The 16199-nt window shown below is 34.2% G+C and carries 17 protein-coding genes; 10 read left to right on the top strand and 7 right to left on the bottom strand.

Annotated elements, in window-relative coordinates:
• Positions 1–39 precede the first annotated feature (39 nt).
• Positions 40–1524 carry a glycosyl hydrolase gene (locus ASE21_RS00665; protein WP_128414637.1) on the bottom strand — a complete coding sequence of 495 codons (1485 nt, stop codon included), beginning with the start codon at positions 1522–1524 and terminating at the stop codon, positions 40–42.
• A gap of 203 nt (positions 1525–1727) precedes the next feature.
• Positions 1728–2603, bottom strand: a complete 876-nt coding sequence (locus ASE21_RS00660; protein WP_057120638.1) for a lysophospholipid acyltransferase family protein — start codon at positions 2601–2603, stop codon at positions 1728–1730.
• A 113-nt stretch (positions 2604–2716) separates the two neighbouring features.
• On the opposite strand from ASE21_RS00660, the gene ASE21_RS00655 reads away from it, so the two are divergent.
• The 4 genes from ASE21_RS00655 to ASE21_RS00640 all read left to right on the top strand — a co-directional run bounded on the left by ASE21_RS00655 (position 2717) and on the right by ASE21_RS00640 (position 5622).
• Entirely contained in the window at positions 2717–3355 is a 639-nt protein-coding gene (locus ASE21_RS00655; protein WP_057120637.1) for a rhomboid family intramembrane serine protease, read from the top strand.
• 53 nt (positions 3356–3408) lie between these two features.
• Complete coding sequence (locus tag ASE21_RS00650) at positions 3409–4098, top strand: SIMPL domain-containing protein (protein WP_057120636.1); 690 nt, start codon at positions 3409–3411, stop codon at positions 4096–4098.
• 115 nt (positions 4099–4213) lie between these two features.
• Positions 4214–4810, top strand: a complete 597-nt coding sequence (locus ASE21_RS00645; RefSeq protein ID WP_057120635.1) for a Crp/Fnr family transcriptional regulator — start codon at positions 4214–4216, stop codon at positions 4808–4810.
• Positions 4811–4899: 89 nt separating this feature from the next.
• Positions 4900–5622 carry an SDR family oxidoreductase gene (locus ASE21_RS00640; RefSeq protein ID WP_057120634.1) on the top strand — a complete coding sequence of 241 codons (723 nt, stop codon included), beginning with the start codon at positions 4900–4902 and terminating at the stop codon, positions 5620–5622.
• A gap of 120 nt (positions 5623–5742) precedes the next feature.
• On the opposite strand, the gene ASE21_RS00635 is transcribed toward ASE21_RS00640, so the two are convergent.
• From ASE21_RS00635 to ASE21_RS00620, 4 genes are read right to left on the bottom strand one after another with little or no spacing between them, the layout of a single operon-like run.
• On the bottom strand, positions 5743–6000 hold the full coding sequence (locus tag ASE21_RS00635; protein WP_057120633.1) for a hypothetical protein: 258 nt from the start codon (positions 5998–6000) through the stop codon (positions 5743–5745).
• A gap of 49 nt (positions 6001–6049) precedes the next feature.
• Positions 6050–6268, bottom strand: coding sequence for a hypothetical protein (locus ASE21_RS00630; protein ID WP_057120632.1), 219 nt, complete (start codon positions 6266–6268; stop codon positions 6050–6052).
• On the bottom strand, positions 6258–6497 hold the full coding sequence (locus tag ASE21_RS00625; RefSeq protein WP_199858492.1) for a hypothetical protein: 240 nt from the start codon (positions 6495–6497) through the stop codon (positions 6258–6260). Before ASE21_RS00625 ends, ASE21_RS00630 begins: the two co-directional genes overlap by 11 nt.
• Positions 6466–6645, bottom strand: coding sequence for a DUF3606 domain-containing protein (locus ASE21_RS00620; protein WP_057120630.1), 180 nt, complete (start codon positions 6643–6645; stop codon positions 6466–6468). Before ASE21_RS00620 ends, ASE21_RS00625 begins: the two co-directional genes overlap by 32 nt.
• 256 nt (positions 6646–6901) lie before the next feature.
• Here ASE21_RS00620 and ASE21_RS00615 point away from each other — a divergent pair, with 256 nt between their 5' ends.
• A complete protein-coding gene (locus ASE21_RS00615; protein ID WP_057120629.1) occupies positions 6902–7924 on the top strand; it encodes an LLM class flavin-dependent oxidoreductase in 1023 nt (340 codons plus the stop codon).
• A gap of 59 nt (positions 7925–7983) precedes the next feature.
• Here the strand turns inward: ASE21_RS00615 and ASE21_RS00610 are convergent, their stop codons facing one another.
• Entirely contained in the window at positions 7984–8730 is a 747-nt protein-coding gene (locus ASE21_RS00610) for a polysaccharide deacetylase family protein (protein WP_242410200.1), read from the bottom strand.
• A 225-nt stretch (positions 8731–8955) separates the two neighbouring features.
• Between ASE21_RS00610 and ASE21_RS00605 the strand changes: the two genes are divergently transcribed.
• The 5 genes from ASE21_RS00605 to ASE21_RS00585 all read left to right on the top strand — a co-directional run bounded on the left by ASE21_RS00605 (position 8956) and on the right by ASE21_RS00585 (position 16193).
• Positions 8956–9582: a LuxR C-terminal-related transcriptional regulator gene (locus ASE21_RS00605; RefSeq protein ID WP_057120627.1), complete on the top strand. Its 627-nt coding sequence runs from the start codon at positions 8956–8958 to the stop codon at positions 9580–9582.
• 172 nt (positions 9583–9754) lie between these two features.
• A complete protein-coding gene (locus ASE21_RS00600; protein WP_082603422.1) occupies positions 9755–11287 on the top strand; it encodes a pyridoxal phosphate-dependent decarboxylase family protein in 1533 nt (510 codons plus the stop codon).
• A gap of 6 nt (positions 11288–11293) precedes the next feature.
• On the top strand, positions 11294–12625 hold the full coding sequence (locus ASE21_RS00595) for a lysine N(6)-hydroxylase/L-ornithine N(5)-oxygenase family protein (protein WP_057120625.1): 1332 nt from the start codon (positions 11294–11296) through the stop codon (positions 12623–12625).
• A gap of 2 nt (positions 12626–12627) precedes the next feature.
• A complete protein-coding gene (locus tag ASE21_RS00590; protein ID WP_057120624.1) occupies positions 12628–13743 on the top strand; it encodes a heparan-alpha-glucosaminide N-acetyltransferase domain-containing protein in 1116 nt (371 codons plus the stop codon).
• Positions 13744–13805: 62 nt separating this feature from the next.
• Positions 13806–16193: a GNAT family N-acetyltransferase gene (locus ASE21_RS00585; protein ID WP_057120623.1), complete on the top strand. Its 2388-nt coding sequence runs from the start codon at positions 13806–13808 to the stop codon at positions 16191–16193.
• The last annotated feature ends 6 nt before the right edge of the window (positions 16194–16199 follow it).

The raw sequence follows: 16199 nt of genomic DNA, 5'->3' as shown, positions 1-16199 counted from the left end.
AAAGCGCCTTTCAGTAATTTGAAAGGCGCTTTTTTTGAATTAGTTTTTTATAACTTTCATTGATTTTTTAACCGAGCCGTAAGAAACATTTACAATATAAACGCCACTTGCTAATTTATCTCCAATTTTAATATCTTCATTTGTAAAGTGATCATCAGATGCAAAACATACTTTTCCGTTTATGTCAATTATTTTTAAAGATAAAGGTTCAGTCGTAAACGATTTAATGTGAAGTGTTGACTGCACTTTAATTGGGTTTGGATAAATGGTAAAAGAATCACTCTCAGCCTTTGGATCATTTACGCCCAAATTTGCCGCAGCAACATCAATATAATTAAAATTCATATCGTTTGATTTGAATTTAATTTTCAGATAAACTTCACCTTTTGGAAGCGTAACACCGTTTACAACTTTATCCGCATAAGTCTGCCAGTCACCAGTTGGAGGAAAGGTTTCATCGGTTTTTACCACAACATTATTTACTAGAATATCAAATTTTCCGGGAATAGTTGGTGAGGCAACTCTAAACGTTAAATTATAAGTTCCGGCATCTGTAACATTCAGCATAAATTCGTTCCAATCGCCGCTTTCGATAAAACAAACGTTTTGTCCGGTTCCGGAATCTGTTGTGTTTTGTAGTCCGGTTCCTTTTCTTCTGTAATGTTTATTGGCCGTTATTCTTCCGGGAACGGTCATTTTTTTTGTTGTAAAACTTTCGTTTATATAAGCAGTTCCAATTGGTTTTAAAACACCGCTTGCAGGACTTAATAACTGACCTTCCTGCATATCAGCCCAATTGGCTGGAACGCGGCCCGTAAACCATGAATATCTGTAAATATCAGGATCGTTTTCAAAACTATTTACGATTTGCTTCATAAATGAAATTTTATCTGCTTCAGACTGTATTACTCTATTTGCAAATTCAGTTACCCAAACCGGACGGTTGTAGTTTTTTAAAAGTCCAGTTACTCCAATAACGGCACCGGCAGAACTATCGTAAGTATGAAAAGCAATATAATCGACTTTACAATTAGGGCACAAAAGAAAAAATTGATCGTGCCATGCGGTAGGACTGCTGTAACCGCCATAATTATCAGGACCATTAAAAGCAGGAGATGCACTGACGATTTCTAAATTTTTTGCAGCGGCAACTTTTTCAACATTTGCCCATGCATTTACGGCTTCCTGAGGAGTCAAACGTGCTCCGTCATTAAAATTAGGTTCATTAAATGCCAAAAGATATTTGGCTCCGGGTTTTATACGGTCTATAAAAGCCTGTAAATCGGTATCACTTAATTTTCCCCAAATCATCGGAACATATTCTATGCCAATAGAAGCATAATTTGCGTTTGTATCATTTTCCGGAAGTGATCCCCAATTGTACCACCAGGAAATGCCGGGTTTAAGCGCTAATAAATCTGCAGTTGAATTATTTCCGTAAGCGATTCCGCGTTTTGGACTTTGGGCAAAAGCCGAACCTGAAAGAATTATCAACGAAAATCTAAAGAGTAATTTTCTAATCATGGTTAAATTTTGATGAGGTTTTTTTATTGATTTAGTTAACTTCAAATTTATATGGTTTGAGTAATTTTTAAGTCAAAAAAAAATATTACAAAAACCCATCAAGATGGGTTTGAACGGGTTTAAACCGGATTGGTAAATTTACTGAATTAGTATAAAAAAGAAAATCCAAAAAACAGATTGCTTTTTGGATTTTCTTTTGCAGATTATTCTTTTACACGATGTTTCCATCTTTTATGTGTCCATAGATAAAATTCCGGAGCTTCGAGAATCTGTTTTTCTACCTCTTTTAAATATTTCTCAGTGATATCAAAATTCTTATAATCATTCGGATTATCGGCAATTGGCAAAAATGTAGCTTCATAATATCCTCTTGCAACCTTTTTTACTTTAACCATTATAACACTCAAATTGTATTTTTTTGCCAGCATTTCGGCACCTGTATGTACAGGAACCTCAATTCCCATAAATTTCATCGAATGAAAAATTCTGTCCAGTTTAGGCGATTGGTCGCTTGCAAGGCCGTACATACTTAATTTACCATCACGCTGATTTTGCGCCATAGTTGGGATCGCTTTCCTTGTTTCAACTAATTCTGTATTATATTTTGAACGTATTTTTCGGATTAACTTGTCAAAATACGGGTTGGCAATTTTTTTATAAACTGCAATTCCCTGAAAACCAATTTTAGGGTTTATTGTTAAAAGCCATTCGTAACTTGCATAATGCGAAGCAAAAAGGATTACACTTTTGCCTTGTTTTGCATAATCCTGAACCAATTCTATATTAGTTACATGAAAACGTTTTTCCATTTCTTCAGGCGTAATGCTCATTGTTTTTATCATCTCCAAAAACATGTCACACATATGATGATAGAATTTTTTTTCGATTTCTTTTCTTTCCGCTTTGCTTAAATGAGGAAAAGTAAGAGCCAGATTTTCGCGCACTACTTTTTTACGATATGCAATGACTCTGTAAACTAAAAAGTATACAAAATCTGAAAATAAATAAAATAAGCGAAATGGGAGTATAGAAATTAGCCAAAGTAAAGGAAAGGCTATTATATAAACAATAAATTGCATCTAATATTTTTTTCTGCAAATATAACGTAAAAATGAATAGACTGGATATTTTGGAATCTCATCAACTTATGACAGATATTAATTATCTTTACACTTCACATTAAATATTATTTATGAATACCATTTTAATTGGAATTATAGTGGCCAACGTATTAATCAGCTATAAGGGTTTTAACGATCTTTATTTTTTTAGAAAATATGAATTTCATATCGGAAGCATTCGTGCAGGAGAACAAATCAGAATGCTTTCATCTGGTTTTTTGCATGTTGATATAATGCATTTGATTTTTAACATGTTTACATTGTGGATGTTTGCACCGGTAGTTATAGATGGTTTGAGTACTTTTTCTTTTGTTCTGGTTTATTTTGGAAGTTTGATTTTCGGAAGTCTCCTTACAATGTTATTTCATAAAAATGATTACAGTTACCGTGCAGTAGGAGCATCCGGAGCTGTGACAGGAGTTTTGTATTCGGCAATTTTGCTTCAGCCGGATATGACACTGGGAATTTTTGGTATAATTCCGATTCCGGCTTATCTTTTCGGAATTTTATATTTATTGTATTCTATTTACGGAATGAAAGCTAAAAATGATAATATTGGTCATACGGCGCATTTTGGAGGCGCAATTGGCGGATACTTAATTACTTTGATAAAACAGCCTTCTTTAGTTTCAGATCATACATTTATTGTGGTGCTGCTCCTTATTCCAATTTTGATACTTTTTGGAATGGCTAAACTCGGAAAATTATAATGCTGGCATAACTTTTGAAATGCCTTAATCAAATAACTTAAAATATCACAGAAATGAAAAAACTAGTATTATTTTTAACAATCATGTTTATGACTATGTCTTACGGCCAAGAAACCAAACAAATTCCTCAAATTAATGTAAATGGAGAAGGAAAAGTAAAAACAGCACCTGATCAGGTTTGTATTTCGGCTACCGTTGAAACAAAAGGGAATAATGCTAAAGATGTCAAAAAACAAAATGACGAAAAAATGGATGCTGTTTTGAAATTCATTAAAAAAATGAATCTTCCAACAGCAGATTTCAAAACAAAACAAGTGGCACTTAATCCACAATATGACTACGAAAAAAAGAAAACAAGCTATAATGCAACACAGACTGTAGAAATTATCCTAAAAGATTTATCTAAATATGATGAATTAATGGAAGGTTTGGTTCAACAGGGAATTAACCGTATTGACAGAGTTTCTTTTGAATCTTCAAAGTTAGCGTCATTACAATCAGAAGCCAGAAAATTAGCTATGAAAGATGCTAAAGCAAAAGCAGAAGATTATGTTTCTGTATTAGGACAAAAAGTAGGTAAAGCTTATGTGATCTCAGATAATTCACAAATCTATCACCCACAGCCAATGTACGCAGCCATGAAATCAATGGAAGCGGATAATGCAGGAGCTTCAAACGAAACTTTAGCAATTGGCGAAATCGAAATTACAGCAAATGTTAGTGTGAGTTTTATTCTGGATTAAACATTTTAATCACAATATTTTAAATCCAAATTCCAATTTCAAAATTGGGATTTGGATTTTTTTATCAATAAAATTAAAATCTTTCTAACTTTGATAAAGTAAAATGTCATTTAAAATGCTACAAGAAGATTCTAATAATAATCTCGAACAGTTCTTTAACTATTTAGATGTTTTTCAAAAAATTACTTTTGAAGATAAAAACACTATAGAGCAGTATTTAGAATATAAAACCGTAAAAGAAGGCGAGGTTTTAATTCAGCACAATAAAATTGCAGATCAGATATTTTTTGTTTGTAAAGGAGTTTTAAAAATTGTCAGTATTAATGATAAAGGAAATGACAATATCCATTTCTTTTTTAGCGAAAACCATTTTTGTACCATTTTAAAAAGTTTTACTGAAAAAATCTTGTCAAATGATAGTGTGATTGCTGCTTGCGATGCAGAAGTAATTGTTCTTCAAAGAAATAAACTCGATGCTTTGATTGAGCATTTACCTTATTTTAAAACAATGCTCGATACTATTTTCCAGAATGCTTTATTGAATAAAGTTGAACTTCGTAATTTTTATTTAGGCACAGATGCAACCTCACGTTATCAAAAATTTATTGAACGACAGCCCGAGATTGCGTCCAGAGTTTCTCAAACCGATATCGCTTCCTATCTTGGCATTGCCAAACAATCTTTAAGCAGAATTAAAAAGAATGCATTCTAATTCGTTTTTTAACATTTGTTAAATCCGTTCCATACATGACTTTCTACTTTTGTCCGGCTAAATAATAGTCAGGATAAAAAAAGTTTAAAATGGAAAATCTAAAAGGAAAAAAAGTAATCATAATTGGCGGAAGCGCCGGAATTGGTTTAGCTACAGCAAAATCTGCAGCATTAAAAGGAGCATTTGTAATTATCGTTTCCAGTAACCAGCATCGAATTGATAAAGCGTTACAGGAAATATGGAATGAGGCAGTTGGTTATACTGTTAATGTAACAAATGAAATTGAGGTCAAAAATCTTTTTGAAAAAATCGGCCGGTTTGACCACCTTATTTTTACTGCGGGTGAAAATATTATGCTTTCAAATGTTGAAGATACTGCATTAGAAACAGCCAGAAATTATTTTAATATTCGGTATTGGGGCGCTTTTACAGCCGTAAAATATGCCGCACCATTTATCAACGTTAAGGGCTCAATTGTCCTGACAAGCGGAATTGCAAGTAACAAACCCAATAAAGGCTGGGCATTAGGCGCGAGTATCTGCGCTGCAATGGAAGGTTTTACAAGAGTACTTGCAATTGAATTAGCACCAATACGAGTGAATATTGTTTCGCCGGGAGTTGTAAAAACAGAGCTTTGGGACAGTATTTCAGAGAATGAAAGAAATGAAATGTACAATAATATTGGAAATGCACTGCCTGTAAAACGAGTAGGAGAAGCAGAAGATATTGCCAAAACATTTGTGTATTTAATGGAACAGGAATACGGAACAGGCCAGACTTTAATTGTCGATGGCGGGACATCAATATCATAATTTACCGGAAATCAGATTGATAAATAAAAAAATATCCTGAAAAAGAAATCTTAAAATTCTTTTCAGGATATTTTTTTGAGATTCCAAATCTCATTTCTTTTTTTAAAAAAAGAACTCAATTTAATTATCTTCATCTTCGTCTTCAACAGCTTTTTCTTCATCAAGCGTTCTTCTGTTTGCATCATTATCAAAATCATCCTCATCGCGGCTGTTTGTTTCATGATTTTCGAAGGTATCACTGTGAATTCCTGTTGAATCAGTTTCATGCTGATTAATAGCCGGATCTTTTTTCTCCATAAGTTCAGAATTTATGGAATCATCTGCTGCGTGATAAATACGTTCATCCTGATCGTAGTTATCGTAATTTTCTCTTGACATAATTTTATTATTTAGTTGTTATATTTAATTTAAAAAGTTCAGGATCAATTTATAATTGTGAAAGTTTTGAAGGATCTGTAGCTTCTTCAATGCTTTTGCCTTCTGTATTATGATGTTTGTCATCTTTTTCGTTGGTCTGCCATGGCCCGTCCTTCAAACGTACCGTATCTGCAGCACTTTCTCCTGAAAATGGGCATCCTGAACTGGCCGGAGCACTCTGAGTATCTTTGTGCTCGTTATGGGTTGGATTATACTTATTATTTTCCATGATTTTCTCTTTTATTAGTTTTCTCCTTATGATTTTTCAAAAGTTCGCGGGCTTGTTTTAATCCGGTAGCAATTGCAATTCCTTCTTCTGCACCATCGAGAAGCAGGGCGTTTGCTATTTCTACTGCTTTTTCCCTTAACTCATTTGGCTGATTTTTATATGATGGAGGATAATCTCCGTTATACCAAGGCATGATATCAATTATTTTCTGCCAGATGTTCTCTGACATCTTCTACATTTGTACCTGCAGCCCTAACGGCATCTTTTAAGATTTCTTCCGGCACATTGAATTTTTCAGACCAGTACTGTACTTCATATGGTTCGGTTATATTGATACGCGAATCATCAGCTTTTCCTATTTTTGATTTATCGTCCATGATTTTTAAATTTTAGCGTTTATCCAAAGTTACTATCACAGAAAAGAATCCTGTTATATTATAAAAGACGATTTTTATAGGATTGCTATACTTGCCTTGTTTTTAAGCTGTTGGCTATAATCTGATAATTTGTTGTGATCTTATTTTACAGCCGTTAGAATTTTATCTGATTTTTTGATACCTTTAATACTTGCATTATATACTTTTTATAAGTTATTGACGGCAGTAATTTTTTAGTTATTATTCAAGCTTATTTATGAAGAAAATAGGATTTTTATCGTTTGGGCATTGGAATGAGCATCCTTCATATAAAGCCCGTACAGCCGCCGATACGCTGCTTCAGTCTATCGATTTGGCTGTTGCTGCAGAGGAAATAGGTCTGGATGGTGCTTATTTTAGGGTTCATCATTTTGCACGACAGCTGGCTTCTCCTTTTCCTTTACTATCTGCAATTGGTGCGAAAACCAGCCAGATAGAAATTGGAACAGGAGTAATCGACATGAGATACGAAAACCCGCTGTATATGGTGGAAGATGCCAGTGCCGCTGATTTAATTTCAGGAGGGCGTTTACAATTGGGAATCAGCAGGGGATCACCGGAACAGGTTATTGATGGCTGGCGTTCTTTTGGTTATGAACCTGAAAAAGGACAAACGGATGCCGATATGGGCCGCAAAAAAGCACTGGAATTTTTAGATAAACTAAACGGAGAGGGGTTTGCCGAACCAAATCCGTACCCGATGTTTCCAAACCCACCTGGCTTATTGCGCCTTGAACCTCATTCAGAAGGATTGCGAGAGCGTATATGGTGGGGAGCAGCGTCTAATGCTACTGCTATATGGGCGGCTGAAAACGGAATGCACCTTCAGAGTTCAACTTTAAAATATGACGAAACCGGAAAGCCTTTTCATATACAACAGGCGGAACAGATCAGATTATATAAAGAAGCCTGGAAAAAAGCCGGACATCAACGCGAACCACGGGTTTCTGTAAGTCGTTCAATTTTTGCATTGGTAAACGATCAGGATAAATATTACTTTGGAGATCAGGGTAAAGCTGCTGATAGTTTTGGTTATATAGAAAGTGATAAAAGAGCCATTTTTGGAAAAAGCTATGCAGCCGAACCGGACAAACTCATTGCAGAGCTGGCTCAGGATGAAGCAATTCAGGAAGCAGATACAGTACTGCTGACAATTCCAAACACACTGGGCGTTGAATACAACGTACATATATTGTCCTCTATATTAAAATATATTGCTCCGGAACTTGGCTGGCGTTAATTTTCAAACAAAAAATCCCTTTTATTATTAAAGGGATTTTTTTTGATAAAATATTCGCATTACAGCTGCGGCGGAAGCAGTGCATCTAAATCAGAAAGTTTATAGAATTTCAGGTCGTTTAATTTCATGTATTTGCAGATAAATTCTAAAGTTTCTATTTTAGTCTGATAATTTGCAGTTACTTCTTTAACGGTTTTATGACCGCACAGAATTAAAATTTTATTGTGTTTTTTTGCATAATCAAGTAATTCCAGTAAATACGGAATACTGAAATGAATGTGACTGTTATCAATATCAAAAGCAAATACAATTTTTGAATTATTAAAAAAACTGTCTTGTTTTTCAGGAACTTCTCCACCAAAAGCTCTTCCGCGAATAATTCTGAATTTACTTGATAAGGCACGATCCAGCGCGTCTGACCTTTCTCCATAAGGATAAGCGAAAGTAGTTACCGCAAAAGATTTTTTCTTCATGGAAGCAAGCATCGGATTGATTTCCTGTTCCATATACTGCGTAATATCATTTTGCTGAACAAACTTAACGGCATTATAATGATGATAACCATGTCCGGCAATTTCATGTCCATATTTTTGCATTTCATGAAGTTTTTTAAGCTGCGGCGCTCCAATAGAATCTATTCGGCAGACATTAAAACTCGCTTTCCATGCATATTTTTTCAAAACCTGATCGGCTTCATACCATTCATCGACATAAGCATCATCAAAAGATAAAATTACGCCGGCTTTATAAGGTTTTGGCTGGGGCTTTTCCTTTTTAGTTTCACAGGAAATTAAAGTTAAACACATTAAAAAAAGGAGCATTTTAGTGTAAAGTATCTTCATAATTTGTGATAGTTAAGGAATAAAAAAGGCAAAAAATCGAATTCAAATATAGAGAATATTCTGAATAATTAAACTGACAAATTTTTCTAAAAAATTATAAAATAAGAAAAAAACTATTTTTTTGATGCTTATACGCTTTGTGAAACATTTTTGTATTAATTTTGTTTAGATTAATTCTAAATAATAAAAATGAAAAATTTTCTTATTGCCGATTCTGAAAACCTACACATAATAGGATTGAGGCACACACTTAAAAAGCTGGTGAAAACACCGAGCTTAAAAGTGGTAAATTCAAGAGAAGAATTATTTAAGTGTTTGGATAAAAATAATATAGAATGTTTGATTATCGACCCCAATAATATTTTTTTGTTTTACGACGATGATCTTAAGGTTATCAATAATAAATACCCTCAGTGCAAAATAATAATCCTGTCGTATTTCAAGAACAAACAAACTATTGACAGTTTCCTGAAAGATAACATAAATGGCTTTATTTTAAAAGATTGTGAAGAACAAACTATTTATGATGCCTTATACAAAATCCAGCATGGAGAACGCTATTTATGTCCTAAAACTTTGCATACCTTTATTGATGTTTTTGCTTTGCCAACTGCCCCGGCTGATGAAAAACTAACACTAAGAGAGTTTGAAATTTTAAAACAAATTGCAAAAGGCAATAACGGAAAAAATATTGCATCGCAGCTTTTTATCAGCATTCATACTTTCAGGACACATCGGAAAAATATAATGAAAAAAACAGGCCGGCACACGACTTCGGAACTGATTTTGTATGCGTTAGAAAACAAAATAAAGTAATTTTCGTATAAAATAAACATATTTCATGATTTATTTCCTACTATAATTGAGGTATTTTAACTACCTCAATTATAGAAATGTTTTTCACTTTTTTATGGTATTGATTTAATTTTCGTACAAATATACATTTGTCAAAATTATTCTTTAGAACCAATCTAAATAAATACCGCAAATGGAATCACAGGAAAAGTTAGAAACAATACTGCAGGAAGCTTCTATAGTCAATGCGTATGATAAACATGTCTTTTCAAATAACGATAAATCAATTAAGATTTATAAGAAAAGCATGAAAAAGGCAATTAAAGCAATTGCAAATCATTTAGAAGAAAGAGATACTCCATTTACGGGAACCAGTATTTCGACTATTAAACAAAAAATAGATAACATTTATCTCGAAGAAAATAAGAAAGGCAAAAGTCTAGATTATGTTTTAGAAGAATTGAAAGATATTTATTTAGACGATTGCATTCATTTTCATAATTCCAAATATATAGCGCATCTTAACTGTCCTATTCTAACGCCGGCACTTGTGGCTGAGGCTTTTATATCTTCTTTAAATTCTTCAATGGATACGTACGACCAAAGTACGGGCGGCACTTTTATCGAATTAAAACTGGTCGAATGGACGCTTGATAAACTAGGTTATCTTGAAAACGCTGACGGTATTTTTACCAGCGGAGGAACGCAGTCTAATATGATGGGATTACTTTTGGCCAGGGATCATTACATAAAAAAACACTACGGAATAGACCCAAAAATGGACGGTCTTCCGGCTGAAGCTTCAAAATTCAGGGTCTTGTGTTCTGAGGTAAGCCATTTTAGTTTAAAGAAAAACCTGAGTCTATTAGGTTTAGGACAAAATGCTGTTGTCCCCGTAGCTGTTGATCCTGATTTTAAGATGAATACCAGCGCTTTAAAAAAAGTAATTCAGCAGCAGAAAGACTTAGGAAATATTCCGATTGCAGTTGTTGGAACGGCCGGAACAACTGATTTTGGTTCTATTGATCCGTTAGCAGAAATTGCTTCTATTGCCAATGAAAATGATATTTGGTTTCATGTTGATGCAGCTTATGGAGGTGGTTTACTGATTAGCAGCCTGCACAAAGAAAAACTAAGCGGAATTGAATTATCAGATTCTGTCACAATCGATTATCATAAAACTTTTTATCAGCCGGTAAGTTCCAGCGGTTTTTTTATGCGAGATAAATCATTTGTCGATTATATCAAATACCACGCTGATTATCTGAATTCTAAAGAGCAGGAAGACGAAGGAATACCAAACATGGTCAAAAAATCGATCCAGACCACACGTCGTTTTGATGCCTTAAAATTATGGTTTACTTTAAGGATGATTGGTACAGAAGGTTTGAGTTCTTATATGGAAAAAGCCATTGCCAACGCTCAGTTCACGGCAGATTTACTTAGAAACAGAGACGATTTTGAAATTATTCATAAACCGGAAATCAGCGCTGTCGTGTTTCGTTATACACCTTTTACCGGGAATGAAAATTCGTATTGCGGCATTAACAGCTACATCCGCAAAGCTGTTTTTAATGAAGGTAAAGCCATTATTACCAGTACAAAAGTCTACAACGAAGTATTTCTCAAATTTACTTTATTAAATCCGCTGACAACCCAAAAAGATATTGAAGAAGTCATCGAGCTGATTGTATATCACGGAAATGAATATTCATTAAAAAATTAAAATAAAATGCAAAACAAAATATACGATTTTATAGCAGTTGGAGTAGGACCATTTAATTTAAGTCTGGCGTGTCTTACGGCACCAATTGAAAACCTAGACGGATTATTTTTTGATAAAAATGACTCTTTTAACTGGCATCCGGGAATGCTGCTTCAGGATACTACTTTACAAATTCCGTTTATGGCAGATTTAGTGACTTTGGCAGATCCTACAAGTCCTTTTAGTTTTCTGAATTATATTAAACAACAAGGAAAAATGTATTCATTTTACATTCGGGAAAACTTTTTGTTGTTAAGAAATGAATACAACCAATATTGTCAATGGGCCATAAAAAAGCTGCCTAATATTTATTTTAATACCGAAGTAGCAGCAATTGAATACGATGAAAATCAGGAGTTTTATATCGTAAAAACCGTTGATACTAAAACGAATATTACTACACTTTACAATACTAAAAAGATTGTTTTAGGAACCGGAACAACACCGCACATTCCAAAATCCTGCCAGTCGTTAAAAGGAAAAGCCATTCATTCCTCTGCTTATATTCAGAATAAAACTCAGCTTCAAAAACAAAAATCAATTACCGTTTTAGGAAGCGGACAAAGTGCTGCTGAGGTTTTCAACGATTTATTGCAGGAAATAGATGTTTACGGTTATCAACTGAACTGGATTACAAGGTCTTCGCGATTTTTTCCAATGGATTACAGTAAGCTGACACTCGAAATGACTTCTCCCGAATATGTAGATTATTTCTATAATCTTCCATCGGACAAGAGAGATGATTTGCTTAAAAACCAGAAATTATTGTACAAAGGAATAAATAAAGATTTGATAGCGGCAATTTTCGACACCATTTACAGCAAAAAAGTAATTACTGAAATTGATGTGAATTTAAGAACTAACTCAGCTTGTACCAAAGCTGTTTACGATGAAGAAAAGCAATCTTTTGAGTTAGAATTACATCAGGAAGAACAAGACAAAAGATACCGTCATAAAACAAATGCACTGGTTTTAGCAACAGGTTATGGTTACAAACTGCCTCAGTTTTTAGAAGGAATTGCGGACCGGATTCAGTGGGACAAAAAAGGTCGTTTTGCAGTAAACAGAAATTACACGATTGACAATAATGCAAGTGAAATTTTTGTGCAAAATGCTGAATTACATACGCACGGTTTTGTAACGCCCGACTTAGGAATGGCATGTTATCGAAATTCATACATCATTAAAGAAATAACCGGAATTGAATATTATGCTGTAGAAACCAAGATTGCTTTTCAGGAATTTGGTGTTCCTGCAGCAGAAGTTATTGAATCTCCCGCATTTGAAACGATCGCATAAATATGGAAACAGTACAACAAAAAAAGAGAGTTCTGGCAATTGATATTGCCAGAGGAATAAGTGTGATTTTGATGATGATGATTCACACCATGTTAATTTACGGCAGCATTCCAACACAGACAAATACCGTTTTGGGAGAAATCATTTTGTGGCTGGGCCGCGGAACTACCATGTTTTTAGTCAGTATGGGAATTTCTTTTGTATTATCCAGAAGACAGACTTTTGCAGCCGTTTGCAAAAGAGCTTTATACATTCTGGCTGTAGGTTACGGAATGAATTTTTTAAAATTTCTGGTTCCTGAATTTATTTTTGGCGGACTTCCGGAAGCTTTCGTTTCTGCTTATGGCTTAAAATCAGGTACGTTAGAAACAGGAATTTTCTTTTTGCTTTTGGGCGATATTTTGCAGTTGGCCGGAATCACATTGTTTATTATGGGACTTATTAATCATTATAGCAAAAGTAAATATGTCCCGCTGATTATAGCCTTAATAATCATTTCTGTTTCAAAAGAATTAAGCGGTTTTAGAGTTGGAATTGCAGGATTAGATTATATCTGCGATTTACTTTTCAGCAATCAGTTTAATGTTTATTTCCCTGTTTTTCCGTGGAGCGCTTTTATTTTAATTGGAATGTTTTTAGGGAGATGGTATAAAGAACTAAACGAAAACCAGGAAGTATTTTTTAAGAAAATGCTATTTGTTGGTTTACTTTTTATAGCTGTTGGCGGACTTTTGAATTTCTCAAATCCGGAATATCATTTTGGCGATTATTACCATTTAGGACCAGGCGGAAGCATTTTATTACTTGGTGCAAATCTCGTTTTATATTGGTTCATAAACATTATTGTGCATTTGTTTAAAGAAAATAACAGCGTATTCAACGTATTGATTTTTTGCAGTAAACATGTAACAAGTTTATATGTAATTCAATGGGTTTTAATTAACTGGGGTATGTATGTTTTAGGTTTCTGGCAGCACGACCAGTGGTTTGTTCTAAGCTTATTTCCGGTTGTCATCGCATCAAGTATAGGAATTCAGCTTGTTTATAATGTAATCAGGGTGTTATTAAAAGCAAAATGGGATAATAAAAACAACAATGAATTGATTGTTAATAGTTAATAGTCAAAAAGCACAAAAAACTAAGAAATCTAAAATCTAAAATCAGGAATCTAAAATTAAAAATGAGCACATATAAACCTATTTACAGCACCGCCATTCCAAATTTCGGGACTATCGATTTTCGGCCGCTGCAGTTATCGACAGATGCCGTTATAATTCATGACTGGGTCAATCGGGATTATGCACAATATTGGGGCATGCAGGGAAAAAATCTGGAAGAAGTCCGTTTAGAATATGAAAAAATAAGCAAAGAATCGGATGTTTATATTGGACTTGTAAATGGAGAAATTTCGTTTTTATTAGAACGATATAATCCAAAACAAGACAGTATTGGGAACTATTATAATGTTCAGGATTACGACTGCGGCATTCATATTATCGTTGCGCCGCCTTCAAAACCGGTACATCAGTTTACATGGCATATTTTTTCGAGTATAATGAAATTCATTTTCAGGGATCTTACTATCGAAAGAATTCTTGTAGAGCCGGATATTCGAAATAAAAAAATGTTTGACATCTGCCATCGTGTAGGTTTTGAAGATGCACACGTTGTCAATCTTCCGCATAAAACCGCTTTACTGGCATTTTGTACAAGAGAGCAATTCATTAAAAAAATAGATTCATTTAACCTCAATTATACCGAAATGAATAACGAAAATCAACTGGAATTTCCGCAAAAAGCCATAACACATATACAGTCGGATGTTTGGGAAAAAGCCAATCGTTTACTGGTAAAAAAAGCCATTTGTGAGTTTTCGCACGAATTTTTAATACAACCAATATCAGAATCAGAAAATAAATATACTCTGCTTGCTGATGATAAATTGGTAAAATATACTTTTAAGGCACAATTACTTGCCATGAATCATTTGAATATTGAAGTAAATTCAATTTCAAAATATAAAAATGAAACAGTAATTCCTTTAGATGCTGTTGATTTTATTCAGGAATTCAAAATAAGTTTAGGAATTTCAGAACAACTCATTCCTTCTTACCTTGAAGAAATTATAAGTACACTTTACGGAAGCTGTTATAAATTATTAAAAGAAAATTCAACTTCAAAATCGCTTGCCAATTCAGACTTTCAAACCATCGAACAAGCGATGATGGAAGGTCATCCGGGATTTGTGGCGAACAATGGAAGAATTGGTTACAACAGCATGGATTACAAAGCCTACGCGCCCGAAGCCGGAAATCCGTTTAGAATTTTATGGCTTGCAGGACACCGCGACAGAACCGTTTATGCGGGAACTCAAAAACTGGATTACGGTACTTTAATACAGCAGGAATTAGGAACTGAAACAATTGCGAAATTCAATGAAGTAATCTCAGAAAAAGGACAAAATCCAAACGATTATTTTTTTATTCCCGTTCATCCATGGCAATGGTTTAATAAACTGGCCAATTTATTTTCGCCTGAAATTGCGAAACAAAAACTGATTTGTGTAGGTTACGGACCCGATTTATATCAGGCGCAGCAATCCATCAGGACATTATTCAACTTAAGCAATCCTAAAAAATTCTATACCAAAACATCGCTTTCAATCCTAAATATGGGCTTTATGCGCGGTTTACCGGTATTTTATTTAGGAACAGCTCCTGAAATGGCAGAATGGCTGGATCAATTATTAAGCGGCGATCAGTATCTGCAAAAAGTTGGTTTTGGAATGTTGGGCGAAGTCGCTTCTGTAAGTTACATCAATCCGTATTTTGAAAGTTTTGGAAAACACAATCCGTACAACAAAATGATCGCTTCATTGTGGAGAGAAAGTCCCGTGGCAAAACTCAAAAACGACGAACAACTGATGACAATGGCGGCACTTCTGCATTTGGATAAAGACGGAAATTCATTGTTGTCTGAAATTATAAAAGCATCTTCTTTGGGTATAGATGATTGGCTTTCAAAATATTTCAAAGTTTATTTAAGTCCTTTACTGCATTGTTTTTATCAATATGATTTGGTTTTTATGCCGCATGGCGAAAATCTGATCTTAGGATTAGAAAATCATGTTCCGGTTCGTTCCTTTATGAAAGATATTACAGAAGAAGTCGTTATTTTGAATCCTGATGTTGAGGTTCCTGAAAACATTGACAGAATTTATGCTGAGGTTCCGGAAGATGTAAAACTCCTTTCTATTTTTATTGATGTTTTTGATGGATTTTTCCGTTTTATGTCGGCTATTTTGGTTTCCAGTGATGGATATTCTGAAGATCGTTATTGGCAGTTAGTGGCAGAATGTATCTCGGAATATCAGGAACAAAATCCGCATTTAGAAGCCAAATTCGAACAATACGATTTGTTTGCTAATGAATTTCAGCTTTCCTGCCTAAACCGTTTGCAGCTCAATAACAACAAAACCATGATTGATCTTGATGATCCTGTGGCACTGCTGCAATTTCAGGGAAAACTGCAAAACCCAATTGCTCCATATAAAAAAGTAACTGCTTAATCCCGA

It is taken from the genome of Flavobacterium sp. Root901 (assembly GCF_001429765.1).
Classification (GTDB): domain Bacteria; phylum Bacteroidota; class Bacteroidia; order Flavobacteriales; family Flavobacteriaceae; genus Flavobacterium.
This window is presented reverse-complemented; position numbering and strand designations above follow the sequence as displayed.